The 15,544-nt window shown below is 53.9% G+C and carries 12 protein-coding genes; 5 read left to right on the forward strand and 7 right to left on the reverse strand.

What is annotated here, in order from left to right; translation table 11 throughout:
• Positions 1 to 11: 11 nt before the first annotated feature.
• The 3 genes from AC2FJE_RS08730 to AC2FJE_RS08740 all read right to left on the reverse strand — a co-directional run bounded on the left by AC2FJE_RS08730 (position 12) and on the right by AC2FJE_RS08740 (position 2,878).
• Positions 12 to 1,547: a pilus assembly protein TadG-related protein gene (locus tag AC2FJE_RS08730; RefSeq protein WP_058278679.1), complete on the reverse strand. Its 1,536-nt coding sequence runs from the start codon at positions 1,545 to 1,547 to the stop codon at positions 12 to 14.
• A 9-nt stretch (positions 1,548 to 1,556) separates the two neighbouring features.
• A complete protein-coding gene (gene cpaB / locus AC2FJE_RS08735) occupies positions 1,557 to 2,516 on the reverse strand; it encodes a Flp pilus assembly protein CpaB (RefSeq protein ID WP_282171114.1) in 960 nt (319 codons plus the stop codon).
• Between the two features lie 170 nt (positions 2,517 to 2,686).
• Positions 2,687 to 2,878 carry a Flp family type IVb pilin gene (locus AC2FJE_RS08740; protein WP_282171115.1) on the reverse strand — a complete coding sequence of 64 codons (192 nt, stop codon included), beginning with the start codon at positions 2,876 to 2,878 and terminating at the stop codon, positions 2,687 to 2,689.
• A gap of 559 nt (positions 2,879 to 3,437) precedes the next feature.
• Between AC2FJE_RS08740 and AC2FJE_RS08745 the strand changes: the two genes are divergently transcribed.
• Together AC2FJE_RS08745 and AC2FJE_RS08750 are read left to right on the forward strand one after the other, a co-directional pair.
• Positions 3,438 to 4,226, forward strand: coding sequence for a helix-turn-helix transcriptional regulator (locus AC2FJE_RS08745; protein ID WP_496737789.1), 789 nt, complete (start codon positions 3,438 to 3,440; stop codon positions 4,224 to 4,226).
• Positions 4,227 to 4,542: 316 nt separating this feature from the next.
• Positions 4,543 to 4,731, forward strand: coding sequence for a hypothetical protein (locus tag AC2FJE_RS08750; RefSeq protein WP_496755673.1), 189 nt, complete (start codon positions 4,543 to 4,545; stop codon positions 4,729 to 4,731).
• A 201-nt stretch (positions 4,732 to 4,932) separates the two neighbouring features.
• Here the strand turns inward: AC2FJE_RS08750 and AC2FJE_RS08755 are convergent, their stop codons facing one another.
• Entirely contained in the window at positions 4,933 to 6,168 is a 1,236-nt protein-coding gene (locus tag AC2FJE_RS08755) for a hypothetical protein (protein WP_496760861.1), read from the reverse strand.
• Between the two features lie 206 nt (positions 6,169 to 6,374).
• On the opposite strand from AC2FJE_RS08755, the gene AC2FJE_RS08760 reads away from it, so the two are divergent.
• From AC2FJE_RS08760 to AC2FJE_RS08770, 3 genes are read left to right on the forward strand one after another with little or no spacing between them, the layout of a single operon-like run.
• Positions 6,375 to 7,016 carry a PepSY domain-containing protein gene (locus tag AC2FJE_RS08760; protein WP_496760862.1) on the forward strand — a complete coding sequence of 214 codons (642 nt, stop codon included), beginning with the start codon at positions 6,375 to 6,377 and terminating at the stop codon, positions 7,014 to 7,016.
• A gap of 37 nt (positions 7,017 to 7,053) precedes the next feature.
• A complete protein-coding gene (locus tag AC2FJE_RS08765; protein ID WP_058278674.1) occupies positions 7,054 to 7,713 on the forward strand; it encodes a response regulator in 660 nt (219 codons plus the stop codon).
• On the forward strand, positions 7,713 to 9,047 hold the full coding sequence (locus tag AC2FJE_RS08770; protein WP_496760863.1) for a sensor histidine kinase: 1,335 nt from the start codon (positions 7,713 to 7,715) through the stop codon (positions 9,045 to 9,047). Before AC2FJE_RS08765 ends, AC2FJE_RS08770 begins: the two co-directional genes overlap by 1 nt.
• Positions 9,048 to 10,115: 1,068 nt before the next feature.
• On the opposite strand, the gene AC2FJE_RS08775 is transcribed toward AC2FJE_RS08770, so the two are convergent.
• From AC2FJE_RS08775 to nirB, 3 genes are read right to left on the reverse strand one after another with little or no spacing between them, the layout of a single operon-like run.
• On the reverse strand, positions 10,116 to 12,776 hold the full coding sequence (locus AC2FJE_RS08775) for a molybdopterin-dependent oxidoreductase (protein WP_496758556.1): 2,661 nt from the start codon (positions 12,774 to 12,776) through the stop codon (positions 10,116 to 10,118).
• Entirely contained in the window at positions 12,776 to 13,108 is a 333-nt protein-coding gene (gene nirD, locus AC2FJE_RS08780; protein WP_282171120.1) for a nitrite reductase small subunit NirD, read from the reverse strand. The genes AC2FJE_RS08775 and nirD overlap by 1 nt, the downstream gene beginning before the upstream one ends.
• Positions 13,105 to 15,540, reverse strand: coding sequence for a nitrite reductase large subunit NirB (gene nirB, locus AC2FJE_RS08785; protein WP_496760864.1), 2,436 nt, complete (start codon positions 15,538 to 15,540; stop codon positions 13,105 to 13,107). The genes nirD and nirB overlap by 4 nt, the downstream gene beginning before the upstream one ends.
• Positions 15,541 to 15,544 lie beyond the last annotated feature (4 nt).

Here is a 15,544-nt window from a genome sequence, read left to right on the forward strand (position 1 = left end):
CCTGCGTCCCATCACCGATACAGTTGCACGAGGTCGCGAAAGATACCGCCGAACCCATTGCCGCCGCTGCCGACACCTGAAACGTCAGGGAAGCCGACAACTTCGCCATGGATGTCAAAGCTGGGTGGCGAGCCGCCATCATCCCCAACTGGTTCAGTCAGGAAGACAGCGACAAACTTTGTAACCGGAACGCCCGTGGTCGAGCCGGAAACCGGATTTTGGGTACAATCGATGCCTGCCGCTGTTACGACACGACGGGCCGGGTCAGTCGACATTTGGTTCGAGCACATCGGACGGCCGGTTTCCGCAAGCGAAGGGTCCAGGATCGAATTTGCGTTCGGCGGTGAATGTGGGTTGCTATTGCCGTGCGCGATTTCCCGCAGATACATTCCGTATCTTGTGCCAGCAAACACGCTATCCGTTACGCTAAGAGCCGGAAGGTGAGCATCGCTGCCAATTCCGTCTGCGATACCGTCTGCAAGGTCATGGTTCCGGTTAAGATACCCTGCGCGATCCCAGACGCCGTCTCCGAACCGGTTGTTGCCACCGCATGTGCCTGCCGCCATGCAAGTGTCTCGACCAAGAGCGACCGTGTCAGGCGTAACCTCTTCGTTACCCTGAATGCAGGAACCACCCCCCTTTTTCTGTATCCCTTTGATGACGTTCGGAGCCGGTGCAAAGTCCGGGTTGTTTTTTTCACCATTAAGCACGGAGCGGAAAATATCAAAGCGGACATTGAACGCCGCATTGGTGATTCCGACCTTCTGACCCGGTTCGGTATCCAGACCATTAGTCAACACGCATTGCGTAATCTGGCTTTGCGCTGCGATGAGGCAGGCAAGTTTGTTCCCGCCTTCGTCCGCACATACGCCAGAGGCATCTTCAAATGTCGCCAGGTCGATAAACCCAAAGTTACCCGGTCCCCAGGCGGTTCCGTTGCCACCGCTGCGCAGCAAGATTTGATCGCCGACGGTCAGGGTATTTTCCCAATCCGGCGGCAGGCAGAACATCAAAGGTGAGATATCGCAGGCCGCTTTGGAGTAACCGGCGACGGCCTCGGCCGAAACGCTGGCCGAAATGCCGCTTCCACCAAACATTCTGTCCAAAGCCGAAGCAAGGTTCATGCTAAGGGATTTGGGTGTTAACACGACCTGCGCAAATTTGGCTTCTCGTGGGTTGGTGGTGACATCTGAGCCCAACGGCGTGAGGTCCGAAACCGGCAGCGCGGAATGAAACAAAAGCGTATAATCCGACGAGCCCGAAAGCGTGGAAGGACCGTTGGCAAATGTCTGGCTGTCACTGATCAAGTTGGCCGCTGCATTGGTTGCGCGGGTGATAGCGTCGGGTTGTCCGTCCAACTCACCAGCGGCTGCCAAGGCTACGTGGTCCGCGAAGGACTGAAACTCTGCGTGGGTCGAGTTCAATCGGCCAACATCCAGCGTGATCGCAAAGAAACCGAGAAATGCAACAAATGCTGTGCCCCAAAGGATCGCGACCGTGCCGCGTTCGTCCCTTACAAAGAATGATATGTTGGCTTTAAAATGCATGGCGCAGACTTACTGTGCAGAGTTCTGGCTGACTTCGATCGAGCGGGCTTTTGGCTTGATCTCTGGGCTGACAGTTAATGGGGTGGACGAAGCATCCGTCTGATTGCTGGATTGCGTCTGGGGGGTCGTCGCCGCCTCTGTCGCTTCTTCGGCTCCGCGGGAGTTCCTCTGGATGATGACAACTTCGGATTCCGTGCCGCGATTCAACCTAACCGTCGGTTGAGTTTCGACTTTTTCAGCTGGACCTTCTTCTTGCAAAAGATCGCGCAGGCGAACCATTTCCATTGGCTCATCCTCGACACCGTCCAGCGTTCTTAGAGTGAGGCTCAGGGTCCCGGCTTTTTGAGCCAAAGCCAGGCGCTGTCCTTGCTGAGGTGTCACTTCCACCGTAATCGTGCGCGCGACCCCGGGTTGATCACTCAGTTCTTCGGACTGTTGATCCACACCGATCACCCGGATCTTCTGCAAAATGGTTACAGCGCTCAGTTCGGAGCTCGCACCCTGAGTTAGAACGATGTCGACCCAGTCACCGGGCGTGACAAATCCGCCAACCGCAGTGACCGCGTCGACCTTGATTGCCATTGCGCGCGTGTTCTCGCCAAGCTTCTGAACCAAGGTGACCTTTTCACCATAGTTCGAAACCTTGGACTGAAGCATGACCTCGCCGGGATAGAACCGCCCCTTAGCGCGGCGTAGTTGTCGGTGATTATCCGGAACAAGTACTCCAAGCTCGGTAAATACACCGGCGGGCAGCGCCTCGCGGGGCCAAAGGTGAGTGGTGACGTGATGATTTTCTATGGTTTGACCAAATGCAATTTCAGAACGCGCGACGTAGATCTCAACAAGATCGGTGTTCGTCGTAGCACTGGGTTCAGTCGTTTTAAATTGAATGTGATCTTTCGCCAGGAACACAGAGCCCGAAGCAATTGCGATTCCGAATAATGTGGTAATAACTGGTCTGATACGCATCTCTGTCTCCAAAAGTTACGCTCAAAAAATTCGAAACAACGGAATATCTTGTTGTCGAAAATCCCGGCGGTGTTTTCTGCGCCGCGAGGGCGTCGTTGCGGCGCAGAAAACTGTTATTTTTTGCAATCCCAAAATCGGTTCCCACCTAGACGGCGGGTGCGCAGTCATTGTTAGTTAGTAGGCGCACAGTCATTTTGTGCGTTTAGCGCATTACAAGCTGCGGCAACGTTGTTGGCCGTTTCACTTCCCAAAAACGAGAACGCACCAACCGCAATTGACGCGACAACCAAAAGGGCAAGGCCATATTCAACAATTGCCGCGCCGCTTTCTTCTTTGACAAACTTCTTCATAAATTTGGTCATGTTTCCCTCGAAAGGTTAAATTGAAATCCACGTTGCGTTTGTCGCAACGCAAGCCAGACATTTTGCATTGGCTCTGAAATAACGGTAGCCGTGATAAAAATTCCCGCCTTCCGCGAAGAATAGGAAAAATACACCTTTAAAGTGTGTTTTTAATTTCACTAGTTACCTGAAGGTGACAAAAATAAACCTTGCATTAACAAGGTCTTAACATTCATTCGAATCAGCATGTTTGGAAACAATTTAGTGATTCGAGGGGTAACTGTAGTCTAAAATCTCGTTCTTTGGATCGATCGGATGTCGACGTTTAATTTTCACAAAATTGAATTTTTAGTAATAAATTCAGATAATTAGTAATTAGTTCGGCGCCAAGCTTTATTGTTCATCTTCATTTGAAGCTTCAAAAACCAGTTGCTGAGCTGATGAGACCTAAACAAGTTTGTAACTGCGGCGGGGGCTGCGAAAGAAATTTTGACCAGCAAAGTTTGCTGATTTGGTTGGTAGAGTAATGAGTGTCAGTTTTCCCAGAAGCGCCCAGGCGCAAAACAGCTTCAGATTCGTTATGGAATGGACACACGCTTTAGCGGGTAATAATTCCATTCCACAAGCTTTAAGAAAATTAATAGAGTTGGTTAATGCAGACGCTGCATTAATTGCACGAACATTTAAGCTGGACCGAAAAGTAAAATACGTTGCTCGGTGTTGCAGAGAAGAAGGTAAAGTCTGGCCCTCTCAATCTCAAACTCAGGCAGAGCTGGTTTTGGGTGACAATTTTGCGACGGCAAAGGCTGGTTCAATTTGGACATTGTCAGATGCATTGATTGCAGACAAAGCAGCAATACCACGACATCTTGAGGGCGATTTAAAGGATTTGGGTGAGGTGATCATCGTTCCGCTTGATACGAGTGGCGGGCATGTGGATCACATCGAGCTGCATTTCCGGCATAAGCCTGCCCAATTTGATTTGGACTTACTGGCCATAATGGCGTCGACACTAGCGTCCGGTTGGAGCAATCGAACGCCTGGTTCAGCTTCCGCGATTTTTGAGAAGGGCCGAAATCACCATCTTAAGGAGGTTTCGGGAAACAAACGTGTTCCGATACTGGGTCCTCAAAACCCAGCAGGCCTGAGCCGGTGTGAATTTCGGGTTTGTGCCATGTTGAAGGAAGGATTTACGGTCAAAAAGGTTTCCGAAGCCCTGACTGTCTGCCCAACGACTGTTCGGTCGCATCTGAGTTCAGTTTTTTCAAAGACGGGCGCTTCTAATCAAGTTGAACTGCTGCATTTGTTAAATCGAAGAAATGATGCAGACCGCGGCTCCAACAATGCTGAAACAGCACGTATCGGCTGACGGCTAGTGAATGCGATAGCTGTAAAGCACCAAGTTAGCCGCACAGGTTGGCAAAACGTTCCTTTGTCTGTTCAACTACACAGCGATGGTGCAAGGCCAAATACGACAATTGCTGCTCATCTACTATCAAGGGTTACTTAAACCATCAGTGGGGATTTGAGCAGCGAAGAGCAACTTAGACTATTGTTGACGTATCGGCTACAACTTTAACCAAAGATGAACAATGTGTTCTCGCAGTGTTCAACAAACATCGCGCATACTCATTCTACCGAGCCGAGACGGTTAAGGGCGCTTGGCTCCCTGGAAGGGGAACAGCATGATTAAGTCTGCCACTGAAAAAGCTTTGGATCCGATTCCTGTACGAATGAAACCATCACGTTCCACCGTGCACAAATGCGAGTCGAACACCACGAAATCCGGCAGCGGGCGTTTCTCGCCTGTCGAGATTGCTCTGACGGCTATCGTAAACAGCGAACAGTTTGAAAGAGCAAAAAAGGACGTCTGACCCTACATAAAGACGTCTGCAGTTTTCCAGGGACACGTCCTACCCGGGAAAACACCAATGCAAAAGCCCGCTCTAATCAGAGCGGGCTTTTTTTACAGTGAGAGGCAGGGTAAAGAATCCAAATGGTTATTGGGGAATGATGCGAACCCGTGCGATATTGGCGCGGACCAGGTCTTTACCAACACCCTTCTGACCTAGCACTTAGCCATTACTAACAAGTTCTTCCTCTTCCTCTCCATCAGGCGTCTGATCTTCTTCGGCCGGATCGATACTGACTTCTTCGTCATCGTACTTGTCTTCGTCATACGAATTGCCAAGAGCGGTTTTGACGGCTTCCTCGTCAGGATTAGAGGCTCGTACAGCGTCGAGAACACTGTCTTGCTGCTGCGCTGCGATGGCGTCATCTTCTGAAAACCCGCCCTTGTGGTGATCCAAAAGGTTGTCTTCTGCCTGATGCACGGCTTCTGCGGACGCCAACTGATCTTCCGTAGGTCGATCAATCGGATTACCATCTTCATCCGTGGTTAAGTCGTGCGCATCTTTAACGGCTTGCGCGTCTTCCAAATCTTCAGGATCAGTTGTCCCAGGGTTGGCTTCCTCATTGGCAAGGATATCCTCGGCTTCTTCCAGGGACAGGGGGGCTTCGTCCAAGTAGTCCAGCGCTGCGTTGATTTCTTTCACGTCTTTGGGACTCAACGTGTTGTTTTCACCCATGATGTGATTGAATTTGGTGTCCGCAACGGCAAGGCCTGCTGCAAGGCTGACCGGCCCCGTACCTTTCATATACTGACCGTTGGCAATATGCGCGAGCTTTGCCTTGGGGCTGGAGTTAGTGGCGCCGTTCAACTTGCCGAGGTTGCGCGGTTCAAGCGCAAGCGTACTATCTTCTAGAATCGTTGCTTTCCTGCTTGGCGGGCGCAAAGACTGCTTAACTGAAGTAGTTTTTGTTCGTTTTGCAGTCGTGACTGGCTTGCTACCTTTGAACAGGCCGGCAATTCCCTTCCTTTGTGTCTTCTTGGCAGTTTGTTTTTTATTGCCGCCAAACAATCCATTCAGAGAGAATTGACCCTTCTTGGAAGATTTCGAGGAGCTCCGTTCAGAGCCTTTTGACTTGTGACCAGATTTCCCGGCAGCTTTGCTTGCGCCGTTTGTGGATGCGGTTGATCCTTTACCTTTATCTTTTCCGCTACTCGCGCTGCTGCCGTGGCCTTTGCCACCGCTGTTGCCTTTGTCGCCCCCGTTACCATTGCCACCGCCGTTACCATTGCCACCGCCGTTACCATTGCCACCGCCGTTACCATTGCCACCGCCGTTACCATTGCCTTGCTTGGCATAGGCGGTATCGGGGAATGTGAACGCCCCAATAATTGCAGTAGATCCCAGCAAAGCGATTGCTATTGCAGAGGCTTTCATTAGGCCGGTCGTTTTGATCTTCATGACGGTCCTCGTTTGTTAAATGCGAATTTCCACACACGATGAAATGCGTAGAAAAATGACAGCACGAGTGTGCGTGCCGGAATCAGGAACTAACTGACAGATTTAAGCCCATTATCGTTGAACCTGCGACGAACCGGCCGTTCATCGCCAGTTCATCTTAAAATCTGTAGAATTGAGGCGCAGTTACGCGATATTGAGTACTGAGGATGAGAAAATTTTTTATCATCGCTTGTCTGTTCGCCTTTCTCCAAGTCGGGGACGGGCATGCTGCTGTGCGCGAACTAAAACAGTCCGAATTGCGCAAAGTGACAACGTCGGGCAGCACCATCAGGTTGAAGAGGGTTCTTAAAGGCGTTGAAAGAGTCTTTGGCGGAACGCCGGTTGATGCGCGTGCGTTTCAGACTGACAAGGTCTACTATCGGATCCTTGTAAAGAAACCCAACGGCAAGATCATCAGTGTTATCGTGAATGCTCAAACCGGTGTGGTTGTGCCCAATCGTTCAAATATCGGACGCCAGATTTCCAATGCAGCCAAGTCCACACCCGGCAATTCTGCCAAATCCAACTCGCAAGGACAGGCCAGCAGTAAGGGCAATCAGAGCAACAATAGCGGCGGCAATGGTAACGGCAACTCCGGCGGCAACGGCAACGGTAACTCTGGCGGCAACGGTAACGGCAACGGCAATGGTAACTCTGGCGGCAACGGCAACTCCGGTGGCAACGGCAACTCTGGCGGCAACGGCAACTCAGGTGGCAACGGCAACGGCAACTCTGGCGGCAACGGCAACAGCGGTGGCAACGGTAACGGCAACTCCGGTGGCAACGGTAATGGTGGTGGCAAAAAATAGTGGTTAAAATTTCGGTCGCAGGCCTATAGAAAAAAGTATGAGAGTATTACTCGCTGAAGATGAACCGCACCTTTGTGAGCAGATCAAAAAGCTGCTGAACGCTGAAGGCCGAGTGGTCGATATCGTCCACAATGGCATTGACGCCCAGCATCTGGGAACTACAGAACCATATGATATGATCATCCTCGATCTCGGGCTTCCGGAACGAGATGGCATCTCTGTTTTGCGCGACTGGCGCAGCGCAGGCGTAAAAACTCCGGTATTGATCCTGACGGCACGTGATGGGTGGAGCGAACGGGTCGACGGGTTGGATGCTGGTGCGGATGATTACATGACCAAACCATTCCATTTGCCCGAGCTGGCCGCGCGTGTCCGCGCCATCTTGCGCCGTCAGAGTGGGCAGCTTAACCCCATTATCGAGATGGGCAACGTCATTCTTGATACACGTAATGGACGGGTGACTGTTGAAGGTGTTCCGATCGATTTAACCGCCCAGGAGATTGCTGTTCTGACTTACCTGGCCCATAACGCCGGTCGCCTGATTCCAAGATCCGAGCTTTCGGAGCATATCTACGAATACAATGGTGACCGGGACTCGAATACCATCGCGGTTTTCATAAACCGACTGCGTAACAAGTTGGGACCTGACCTGATCACGACGGTTCGGGGTCGCGGATACATGATCGATTCACTCTGATGTTGTCATTGCGTCAACGGGCATTGCTTGGGGGGATTGCGTCCGGGGCCTTGTCGGTTGGCGTGGGCACACTCGCGGTGTTTTCATTCATCGATTCCCGAGTTTCAAACAGGTTCGACGCCACGCTTCTAGATCGCCACACCCAGCTTGTTGTCGGGCTGAGCGTCACGACCCAAGACCCGGATGCCCTGCGTGATCTCATGTTTGATCCGGCATACAGTGCGCCATATTCCGGCAGATACTGGCAGGTCACCAGCGGCGACGGAGAGGTTTTCACGTCGGCGTCTCTGTTTGATGAAACAATCGCCGAGCCACCCAACGCCTCAGAAAACGCAACCCTTTGGAACACTTCGGGCCCCGAGGGCGAAGCGCTGCGCAGCGCGTACCAACAGATTACCTTCGAAGATGACACTGTCTGGGGCATAAGTGTTGCTGAAAGCCAGGCGCAATTGGTCAACGAAAGACAGGCGGCACAGCGCAGTCTTCTGCCAGTGTTTGGGTTGGTTGGCCTGATCGGCGTTGCGAGCTCATTGATGCTGATGTCTGTCATCCTGGGGCCTCTTCGTAAATTGCGCAGGGATGTGGCTTATCGTTGGGACGCTGATGACGACCTGAAACCAAAGGATTATCCGGAGGAAGTGGCCCCTTTGGTTGATGACTTGAATCAGCTTTTGCGTCGCAATAGGGACATTGTGTCCGGATCACGCAGGCAAGCCGCTGATCTGGCACATGCTTTGAAAACACCTGCCACTATTCTGAGAAATGAATTGCAGGCTATGTCCCAGTCCGGCGTCGATACAAATATCGCTGACGAAGCTCTTGATCGAATCGACGCTCAACTCGGTCGGTCACTCGCGCGCATCCGAGCTCTAAACACAGCTGAGTTGACGCATTCGCGCACGGATATTTCACACTCAGTCGAACGTCTCGCACGGCTGTTTTCAACGATTGCCGAAAGAGAAGGCAAGAAGCTGGACGTCAAAAGCGACCCCGAACTCTGGGTGCGCATGGATACGCAAGATATCGAAGAGGTTCTTGGAAACTTGTTGGATAACGCAGTCAAATGGTGTCGCGGCCAAGTAAGACTGATTGCGAAACGTCGGGAATACTGCGTCGAGATCTGTATCGAAGATGACGGGCCGGGTATTCCAGAGGACGCAATACGCGAAGCATTGCGCTCTGGTGGGCGGCTTGACACTTCGGTGAGAGGCAGCGGGCTGGGGCTGGCAATAGCGGTTGATCTTCTCAATGCATATGGTGCGCACTTTGACTTGGGAAAATCTGTCTCGCTTGGAGGTTTAAGCGGTCGGGTGGTGATTCCAACCAAGTCATAAGCGGCGAAGGCTCAGAGAATGAGTGGCTCAATGTGTGGATTTCTGAGCAGCCTCATCTGACTGGTCCAGTTTGATTGTTAGTGCATTGTTGGCCTCTGATCCATTGGGATTATAGTTTCCGGGGCTGGTTGGCGATAGCCCAGTGCGCTGTGGGGTCTCTTGATGTTGTTGTGCTTTCCTTGAGATATTGGCTGCAGCGTCGATGAATGGCCGCCATTCAATTTGGGTCAGAAATGCTTGACGTTTGGGTCAGAATTGAATGACGCGATTCACTGATTTATTGAGGTTTTGACAATCGATTGAGTCAAAGGTCAGTGACGTTCCACATTTCCTGTTGAACGTCACACGAACCTGACCCAATCGTCATAGTTGGACCAGAAACTAGGTGAACGTTCGACATCCGAAGGCGCCCCCCAACGTTGGACATCAGTTGAATTTGACCTTTGCGTCATCAACTAACACACCGTTCCCATTTTATGCTCCCGCACGCAGTTTGATTTGTTCTGACTTCCCTTTCGGAAAATCAGATCTGATTTGTAGGTCAGACAGCGAAGCTGCCTGTTCCTGCTAATCTGCCACGTGGCGAACGCGGGAGGGGGCAAGGCAACGCTATTCGACAGGGGTGGTGCGGCCCGCAGGCACAGCCGAGGATACGGCCCTGTCTAATAGGGTTACCCGAAGGGGAGGGCAGCGCCCTCACCCTGACGGCCAAGGGCGTTTGGCTTGTCCAAATCCCGCTGGCCCGCGAAAGGAAAGCGGCGTGAAGGGTGATAGCTACTATTGGCGATCATTAAATTACCTAATAGCGAAAGTGACATTCGGCCCTAACCTGCCGTTCGGTTGCGGTCGCCTTAGCCGTTGTGCGGCGCGTCAGAGGAGACATTCGCCGCAAACGCGAAACTGGGACGCGAGTGTTGGTCTGGAGCACGGGCGAAGCCATCGTCTGACCAAGTTGTTCGAACCGGTTAGGAAGGCCCAATTTGATCTGTTCTATAGATGAATGGAACCTGCGCTGGCTTTGAAAACCAATCATAGCGGACCGCAGTACCGTTCAAAGGAACCTTGAATCTACGCGGATTGTTCTTGCCGGCAGTTCTTCTGTTTGTTGCGGATTGATTTCGAATGCTCGGTGAGCAAGTCTGCCAACTCTGGCCGGCAAGACCCGCAATTCGTTCCAGCCTGAAGGGTATCTCCGATATCGTCCACACTGATCATATGTTGGTCATGAATGGCACGGATGATGGTTTTTAGCCCGACTTCGAAACAGGAACAGACAATTGGTCCGCAATCTTCTGAAGACGCAGAGGAACGGCCAGACAAAATCTGCTGAGGCGTCACCTTGGGAAAGCTTGCCAAATAGTCTCGCATCAATGTGATAGGTTGGCGCGAGACGAAGAGCGCTGCCAATACGCGCTGCCCGTCTGTCAGCGCTATTCTGTACGAGCCCCTCTTTGGATCTTCTACTACGGTGGCCTCGGCATCCGGTAGCCCAAACCATTCGCGGGCAGTGCTTTCCCAATTGTCTATGATCTGCATGCCTGCCAACTCCATCCTGTAGCCGGTGGGTGTTTTGGCAGTTGCCCAGTACTCTGAACCAGGGGTCGCCGCGTCAACTGAAACGGCAAAGCCGTACCACGCGGCATGCATACGCCGTACAGATACCGCAGTTGACTTACTTTCCGGCTGTCCTGAGATCGGATCAGTGACACTTGGAACAAGTACATCCACACAGGCTGATGGGGCCGTTTCACCCGTCCAGTGAATTGGCGCAAACACTTGACCTGGTGCCACAGACTCCGTGATGCGAAGCCGAAATATACCGCTTCCAACTGAGCTGTTGAGTTCAACCAAATCTGCGGCACTAAGGCCCAATCGATCAACGTCGTTGGGGTTAACGTCAACATAAGGCTCGGCAAGATGGGCAGACAGGCGCGGCGACAACCCGGACCTTGTCATGGTGTGCCACTGGTCCCTGTTTCGTCCCGTGTTCAAAAGAAACGGAAATTGTTCAGAAGTCGTCGCCTTAGGTGGACGATGGGTAACAGGCACAAAACGTGCTTTGCCATCAGGATGGAAAAACTGCCCATCGCCGAAAAAACGGCCATCTGATTTACGAGATGTCGTCGGCCACCGTGTTGCGCTCAGCGCTTCATAGTCTTCGTCATCAAGGTCCGAAAAATTTGTAATATCCAGATCCTTGCCAAATGATACAGCGAGCGAAGTCATCTTAGCGTATTCTCGAAAAACCTGTGCTGGGGTTTTATAGCTGAATGCTTCTGTCCAGCCCATGCGGCGGCCCACTTCGGCCAAAATATCCCAATCCGCGCGCGCTTGTCCCGGAGGCGCCAAAACGGCGCGTTGTCTGCTGATCGTGCGGTCTGAATTGGTCACTGTACCGCTTTTTTCGCCCCAACCCGCTGCTGGCAGCAATATGTCTGCGACACGCGCGGTATCTGTTCTGGCGGTCAGGTCGCTGACAACTGTAAATGGACAGCTTTCGATGGCCGCCTTCACTCGGTCTGCATCTGGCATAGTGGCCGCGGGATTGGTGTGGATGACCCACAGTGCTTTGATCTGGCCGCTTTCGACAGCGTGAAACAAGTCAACCGCTTTGAGCCCCTGCTTCTGTGGCATGTTGGGTGCTTTCCAGAACTTCCGGACGGCTGAATTGTGGGCTTTGTTTTCGATATCCAAATGACAGGCGAGCATGTTGGCCAAGCCGCCCACCTCTCGACCACCCATGGCGTTTGGCTGACCGGTGACTGAAAACGGACCCATCCCCGGGCGACCGATCCGTCCGGTGGCCAAATGGCAGTTCAGTATCGCGTTGACCTTGTCGGTTCCGCTAGAAGACTGGTTCACACCCTGACTAAAGATCGTCACAACGCGCTCGGTACCGATCCATAGATCGCAGAAAGCTTCAATCTCACCAGGGCGCAGCCCCGTCTCATCAGGATCGTCAAGCTGTGCCAGCTCGACGGCCTCATTGAACCCAACGCTGCGATCCAGAAATTCCGCAGACACATGCCCGGTTTGGTGAATTCTGGCCAACAATCGGTTGAACAATGCGACGTCGCTGCCCGGTTGAAGCGCCAGATGGAGATCGGCTTGATCGCAGCTTGCTGTTCGACGTGGATCAATAACCACAATCTTCGTTCCGCGCGCCTGACGCGCAGCTATGACCCGTTGATAGAGCACAGGATGGCACCAAGCGAGGTTCGAGCCGACCAGCACAACCAGGTCAGCCTGATCCAGATCCTCATAGGTTCCAGGCACCGTATCTGTGCCGAAAGCGCGTTTGTGCCCTGCCACTGTAGATGCCATACAAAGCCGAGAGTTGGTGTCGATATTCGCCGAGCCCATAAAGCCTTTCATCAGTTTGTTGGCGACATAGTAATCCTCGGTCAGCAACTGCCCCGAGACGTAAAAAGCGACGCTGTCCGGCCCGTGTTCAGTTATCGCGGCAGAGAACCGGTCTGCAATCAGTTGCAACGCGTTATCCCAGCTGGTGTCCTGACCAAAGGCGCGAGGAGCCAGCAACCGGTGTTCCAACCCCACGGTATCACCCAAAGCCAACCCTTTCGAGCACAAACGACCATGGTTCGCTGGATGATCCGGGTCGCCCCGGACAGTCAGCCCTCCAACTCCATCTGGTCGCAGAAGCACGCCGCAGCCAACGCCGCAATACGCGCAGGTCGAGCGAACTTCGGGCAGACCACTTCCGTCCATCAGGCCGCGCTCCGCCGGGAAACCGCGCTGTCGTCCAATAGGATACGCCCGTCTTCAAGACGCACCGGATAGGTGGTGATGCTGCCATCATCCGCGCCTTTAGCTTCGCCCGTGTTCAGGTCAAAGACCCAGTTGTGTAGCGGACAGGTGACTGACTGGCCGTGGACGATGCCCTCGGACAATGGGCCGCCCTTATGCGGACAGCTGTTGGTCGCGGCGAATACTTCCGCCTCGGCGGTGCGGAAGACGGCGATACAGCCGATATGGGTTTTCACCAGACGCGCTCCGCGCACCGGCACCTCATCAATATGTCCGATGTCGATCCAGCTCATTCCGCGGCCTCCAATGTAAAATCTGCAATCGGCGCGTAGGTCTGCGCTTTTTCTTTGACGTGTTCGGCCCACGGGTCTTTGCGGTAGATGCTTTGCGACAGTTCGAAACGGGCGACCAAAGCAGCGCGATTTTCAATGTCGTCCACGACCTGAGCTTTGACCCAGTCCATGCCGACCTTGCCCAACCATTTGTACAAGCGGTCCAGATACTTGCCGCCTTCGCGATAGGCTTGGGTGACGGCCATCACGACCTCGATTGCTTCGTCCTCGGTGGAGACTTGGCAGAGCAACTCGGTCTCTTTTACGTCCATGCCTGCGGCACCGCCGATGCTGATCTGATAGCCCGAATCCACGCAGACCACGCCGATATCCTTGCACGTCGCCTCGGCGCAGTTGCGCGGGCAGCCTGACACGGCAAGCTTCAGCTTGTGCGGCGTCCACGCCCCCCACAGGGTCTTCTCCAGCTTGATCCCCAGGCCTGTACTGTCCTGCGTGCCAAACCGGCAATGATCCGTGCCGACGCAGGTTTTGACCGTGCGCAGACCCTTGGAATAGGCATGGCCCGAGACCAGACCAGCCTTGTTCAGATCCGACCAGATCGCAGGCAGGTCCACACCCTTTACGCCCAGCAGGTCGATGCGCTGACCGCCCGTGACTTTGACGGTTGGCACGTCGTACTTATCGGCAGCATTGGCAATGGCGCGCAGCTCTTCCGGTGTCGTGATCCCTCCCCACATTCGGGGCACGACACTGAATGTGCCGTCTTTCTGAATGTTGGCGTGTTTGCGTTCATTGACGAAGCGGCTTTGCGGGTCGTCTTGGTATTCCAGCGGCCAATCTGCCAGTAGATAATAGTTAATCGCCGGGCGGCAAACATGGCAGCCGTTGGGCGTGGTCCAGCTGAGTTCCTGCCAGACAGCGGCCTGGCTTTTCAGTTCCTGCCCCTTGATCAGACGACGTACATCCTCATGCGTCAGGTCGGTGCAACCGCAGATCGGTTGCGCGGTTGGCATTTGGAAGTCGTCACCCAGCGTCACCTGCAACACCTGTTCCACCAGTCCAGTACAGGTGCCGCAGGAAGCACTCGCCTTGGTGCCTGCACGTACCGCGCCCAGATCGTCGGCACCTGCGTAGATCGCCTCGACAATCTCGCCTTTGCATACGCCGTTGCAGCCGCAAATCTCCGCCTCAGGCGGCAATGCTGCAACGGCTGAGAGAGGGTCCGCGGTGTCGCCCCCCTGATAGGCCGGGCCGAAGATCAGCGTCTCACGCATCTCGTCGATGCTGGTGCCGTCCTTGATCAACCCGAAGAACCAGCTACCATCGGCGGTGTCGCCATACATGACAGCACCAACCAGCCGATCCTCTTCGATAACGAGGCGCTTGTAGACGCCGCGCGAAGGGTCGCGAAACACGATGTCTTCACGCCCCGGCCCGTCAGCGAAATCGCCGGCACTGAACAGATCGCAGCCCGTGACCTTCAGCTTGGTCGAGAGGGTTTTCTGCGCGAATGCGGCGTCTTCTTCCAACAGAGCACGCGCCGCCACTTTCGCTTGATCGTAGAGCGGAGCGACAAGGCCAAAGATCTCTCCGCCATGTTCGACGCATTCACCCACGGCATAGACATCCGGGTCCGAGGTCAGCATTTGATCATCCACATGGATGCCGCGACCGGCGGCCAGCCCGGCCTCGTGCGCCAGCGCCGTGTTGGGACGGATACCCACCGCCATAACCAGCAGGTCACAGGGCAGTTCGGTCCCGTCGTCCAGAAGCAGCGCGCGAACCTTTCCGTCCTGCCCCAGAATTTCCTTGGAGTTCGCCTGCAGGCAGATCTTGATGCCTTTGTCTTCCAGAGACTTCTTCAGCAGGTAGCCTGCGGCTTCGTCCAGTTGACGCTCCATCAGGTGGCCCATTATGTGGACAACGGTGACGTCAACACCATGCGCGACCATCCCTGCAGCGGCCTCGAGCCCCAGCAAACCACCGCCAATTACGACGACCTTGTTTTCCGGACTCATGCCCATCATCTGCTGCGTGTCTTCCAAATCGCGATAGGCGATCACACCATCCAGATCCTGCCCCGGCAAAGGGATGATGAACGGGTTCGACCCGGTCGCGACGACTAGCTTGTCGTATGGAACATGTCCGTTCTCGCCCTCGACCACCTTCATCTCACGGTCGATCTTGGCCACCTTCTCTCCAAAGCGGCAGGAGATGCCCCGCTCGGCATACCAAGTGTCGTCATGGGTGACGATCTCTTCATAGGTCTTCTCACCCGACAGAACCGGGCTGAGCATGATGCGGTTGTAGTTCCCGCGCGGCTCAGCGTTGAACAGGGTGATTTCGAACGCATCCGGTGCGGCGTCGGTCAGGTGTTCCAGCACCCGACCCGAGGCCATGCCTGCGCCTATAACAACTAGTCTTTGCTTCATGATT

It is taken from the genome of Ruegeria sp. CDSC002, from assembly GCF_059610905.1.

Coding starts and splice junctions, on each gene's coding strand:
- nirB (WP_496760864.1), bottom strand. CDS start 15,540: ATGAAGCAAAGACTAGTTGTTATAGGCGCAGGCATGGCCTCGGGTCGG.
- AC2FJE_RS08740 (WP_282171115.1), bottom strand. CDS start 2,878: ATGACCAAATTTATGAAGAAGTTTGTCAAAGAAGAAAGCGGCGCGGCA.
- AC2FJE_RS08755 (WP_496760861.1), bottom strand. CDS start 6,168: ATGAAGATCAAAACGACCGGCCTAATGAAAGCCTCTGCAATAGCAATC.
- AC2FJE_RS08770 (WP_496760863.1), top strand. CDS start 7,713: ATGTTGTCATTGCGTCAACGGGCATTGCTTGGGGGGATTGCGTCCGGG.
- AC2FJE_RS08765 (WP_058278674.1), top strand. CDS start 7,054: ATGAGAGTATTACTCGCTGAAGATGAACCGCACCTTTGTGAGCAGATC.
- AC2FJE_RS08775 (WP_496758556.1), bottom strand. CDS start 12,776: ATGGACGGAAGTGGTCTGCCCGAAGTTCGCTCGACCTGCGCGTATTGC.
- AC2FJE_RS08745 (WP_496737789.1), top strand. CDS start 3,438: ATGGAATGGACACACGCTTTAGCGGGTAATAATTCCATTCCACAAGCT.
- AC2FJE_RS08750 (WP_496755673.1), top strand. CDS start 4,543: ATGATTAAGTCTGCCACTGAAAAAGCTTTGGATCCGATTCCTGTACGA.
- cpaB (WP_282171114.1), bottom strand. CDS start 2,516: ATGCGTATCAGACCAGTTATTACCACATTATTCGGAATCGCAATTGCT.
- AC2FJE_RS08730 (WP_058278679.1), bottom strand. CDS start 1,547: ATGCATTTTAAAGCCAACATATCATTCTTTGTAAGGGACGAACGCGGC.
- nirD (WP_282171120.1), bottom strand. CDS start 13,108: ATGAGCTGGATCGACATCGGACATATTGATGAGGTGCCGGTGCGCGGA.
- AC2FJE_RS08760 (WP_496760862.1), top strand. CDS start 6,375: ATGAGAAAATTTTTTATCATCGCTTGTCTGTTCGCCTTTCTCCAAGTC.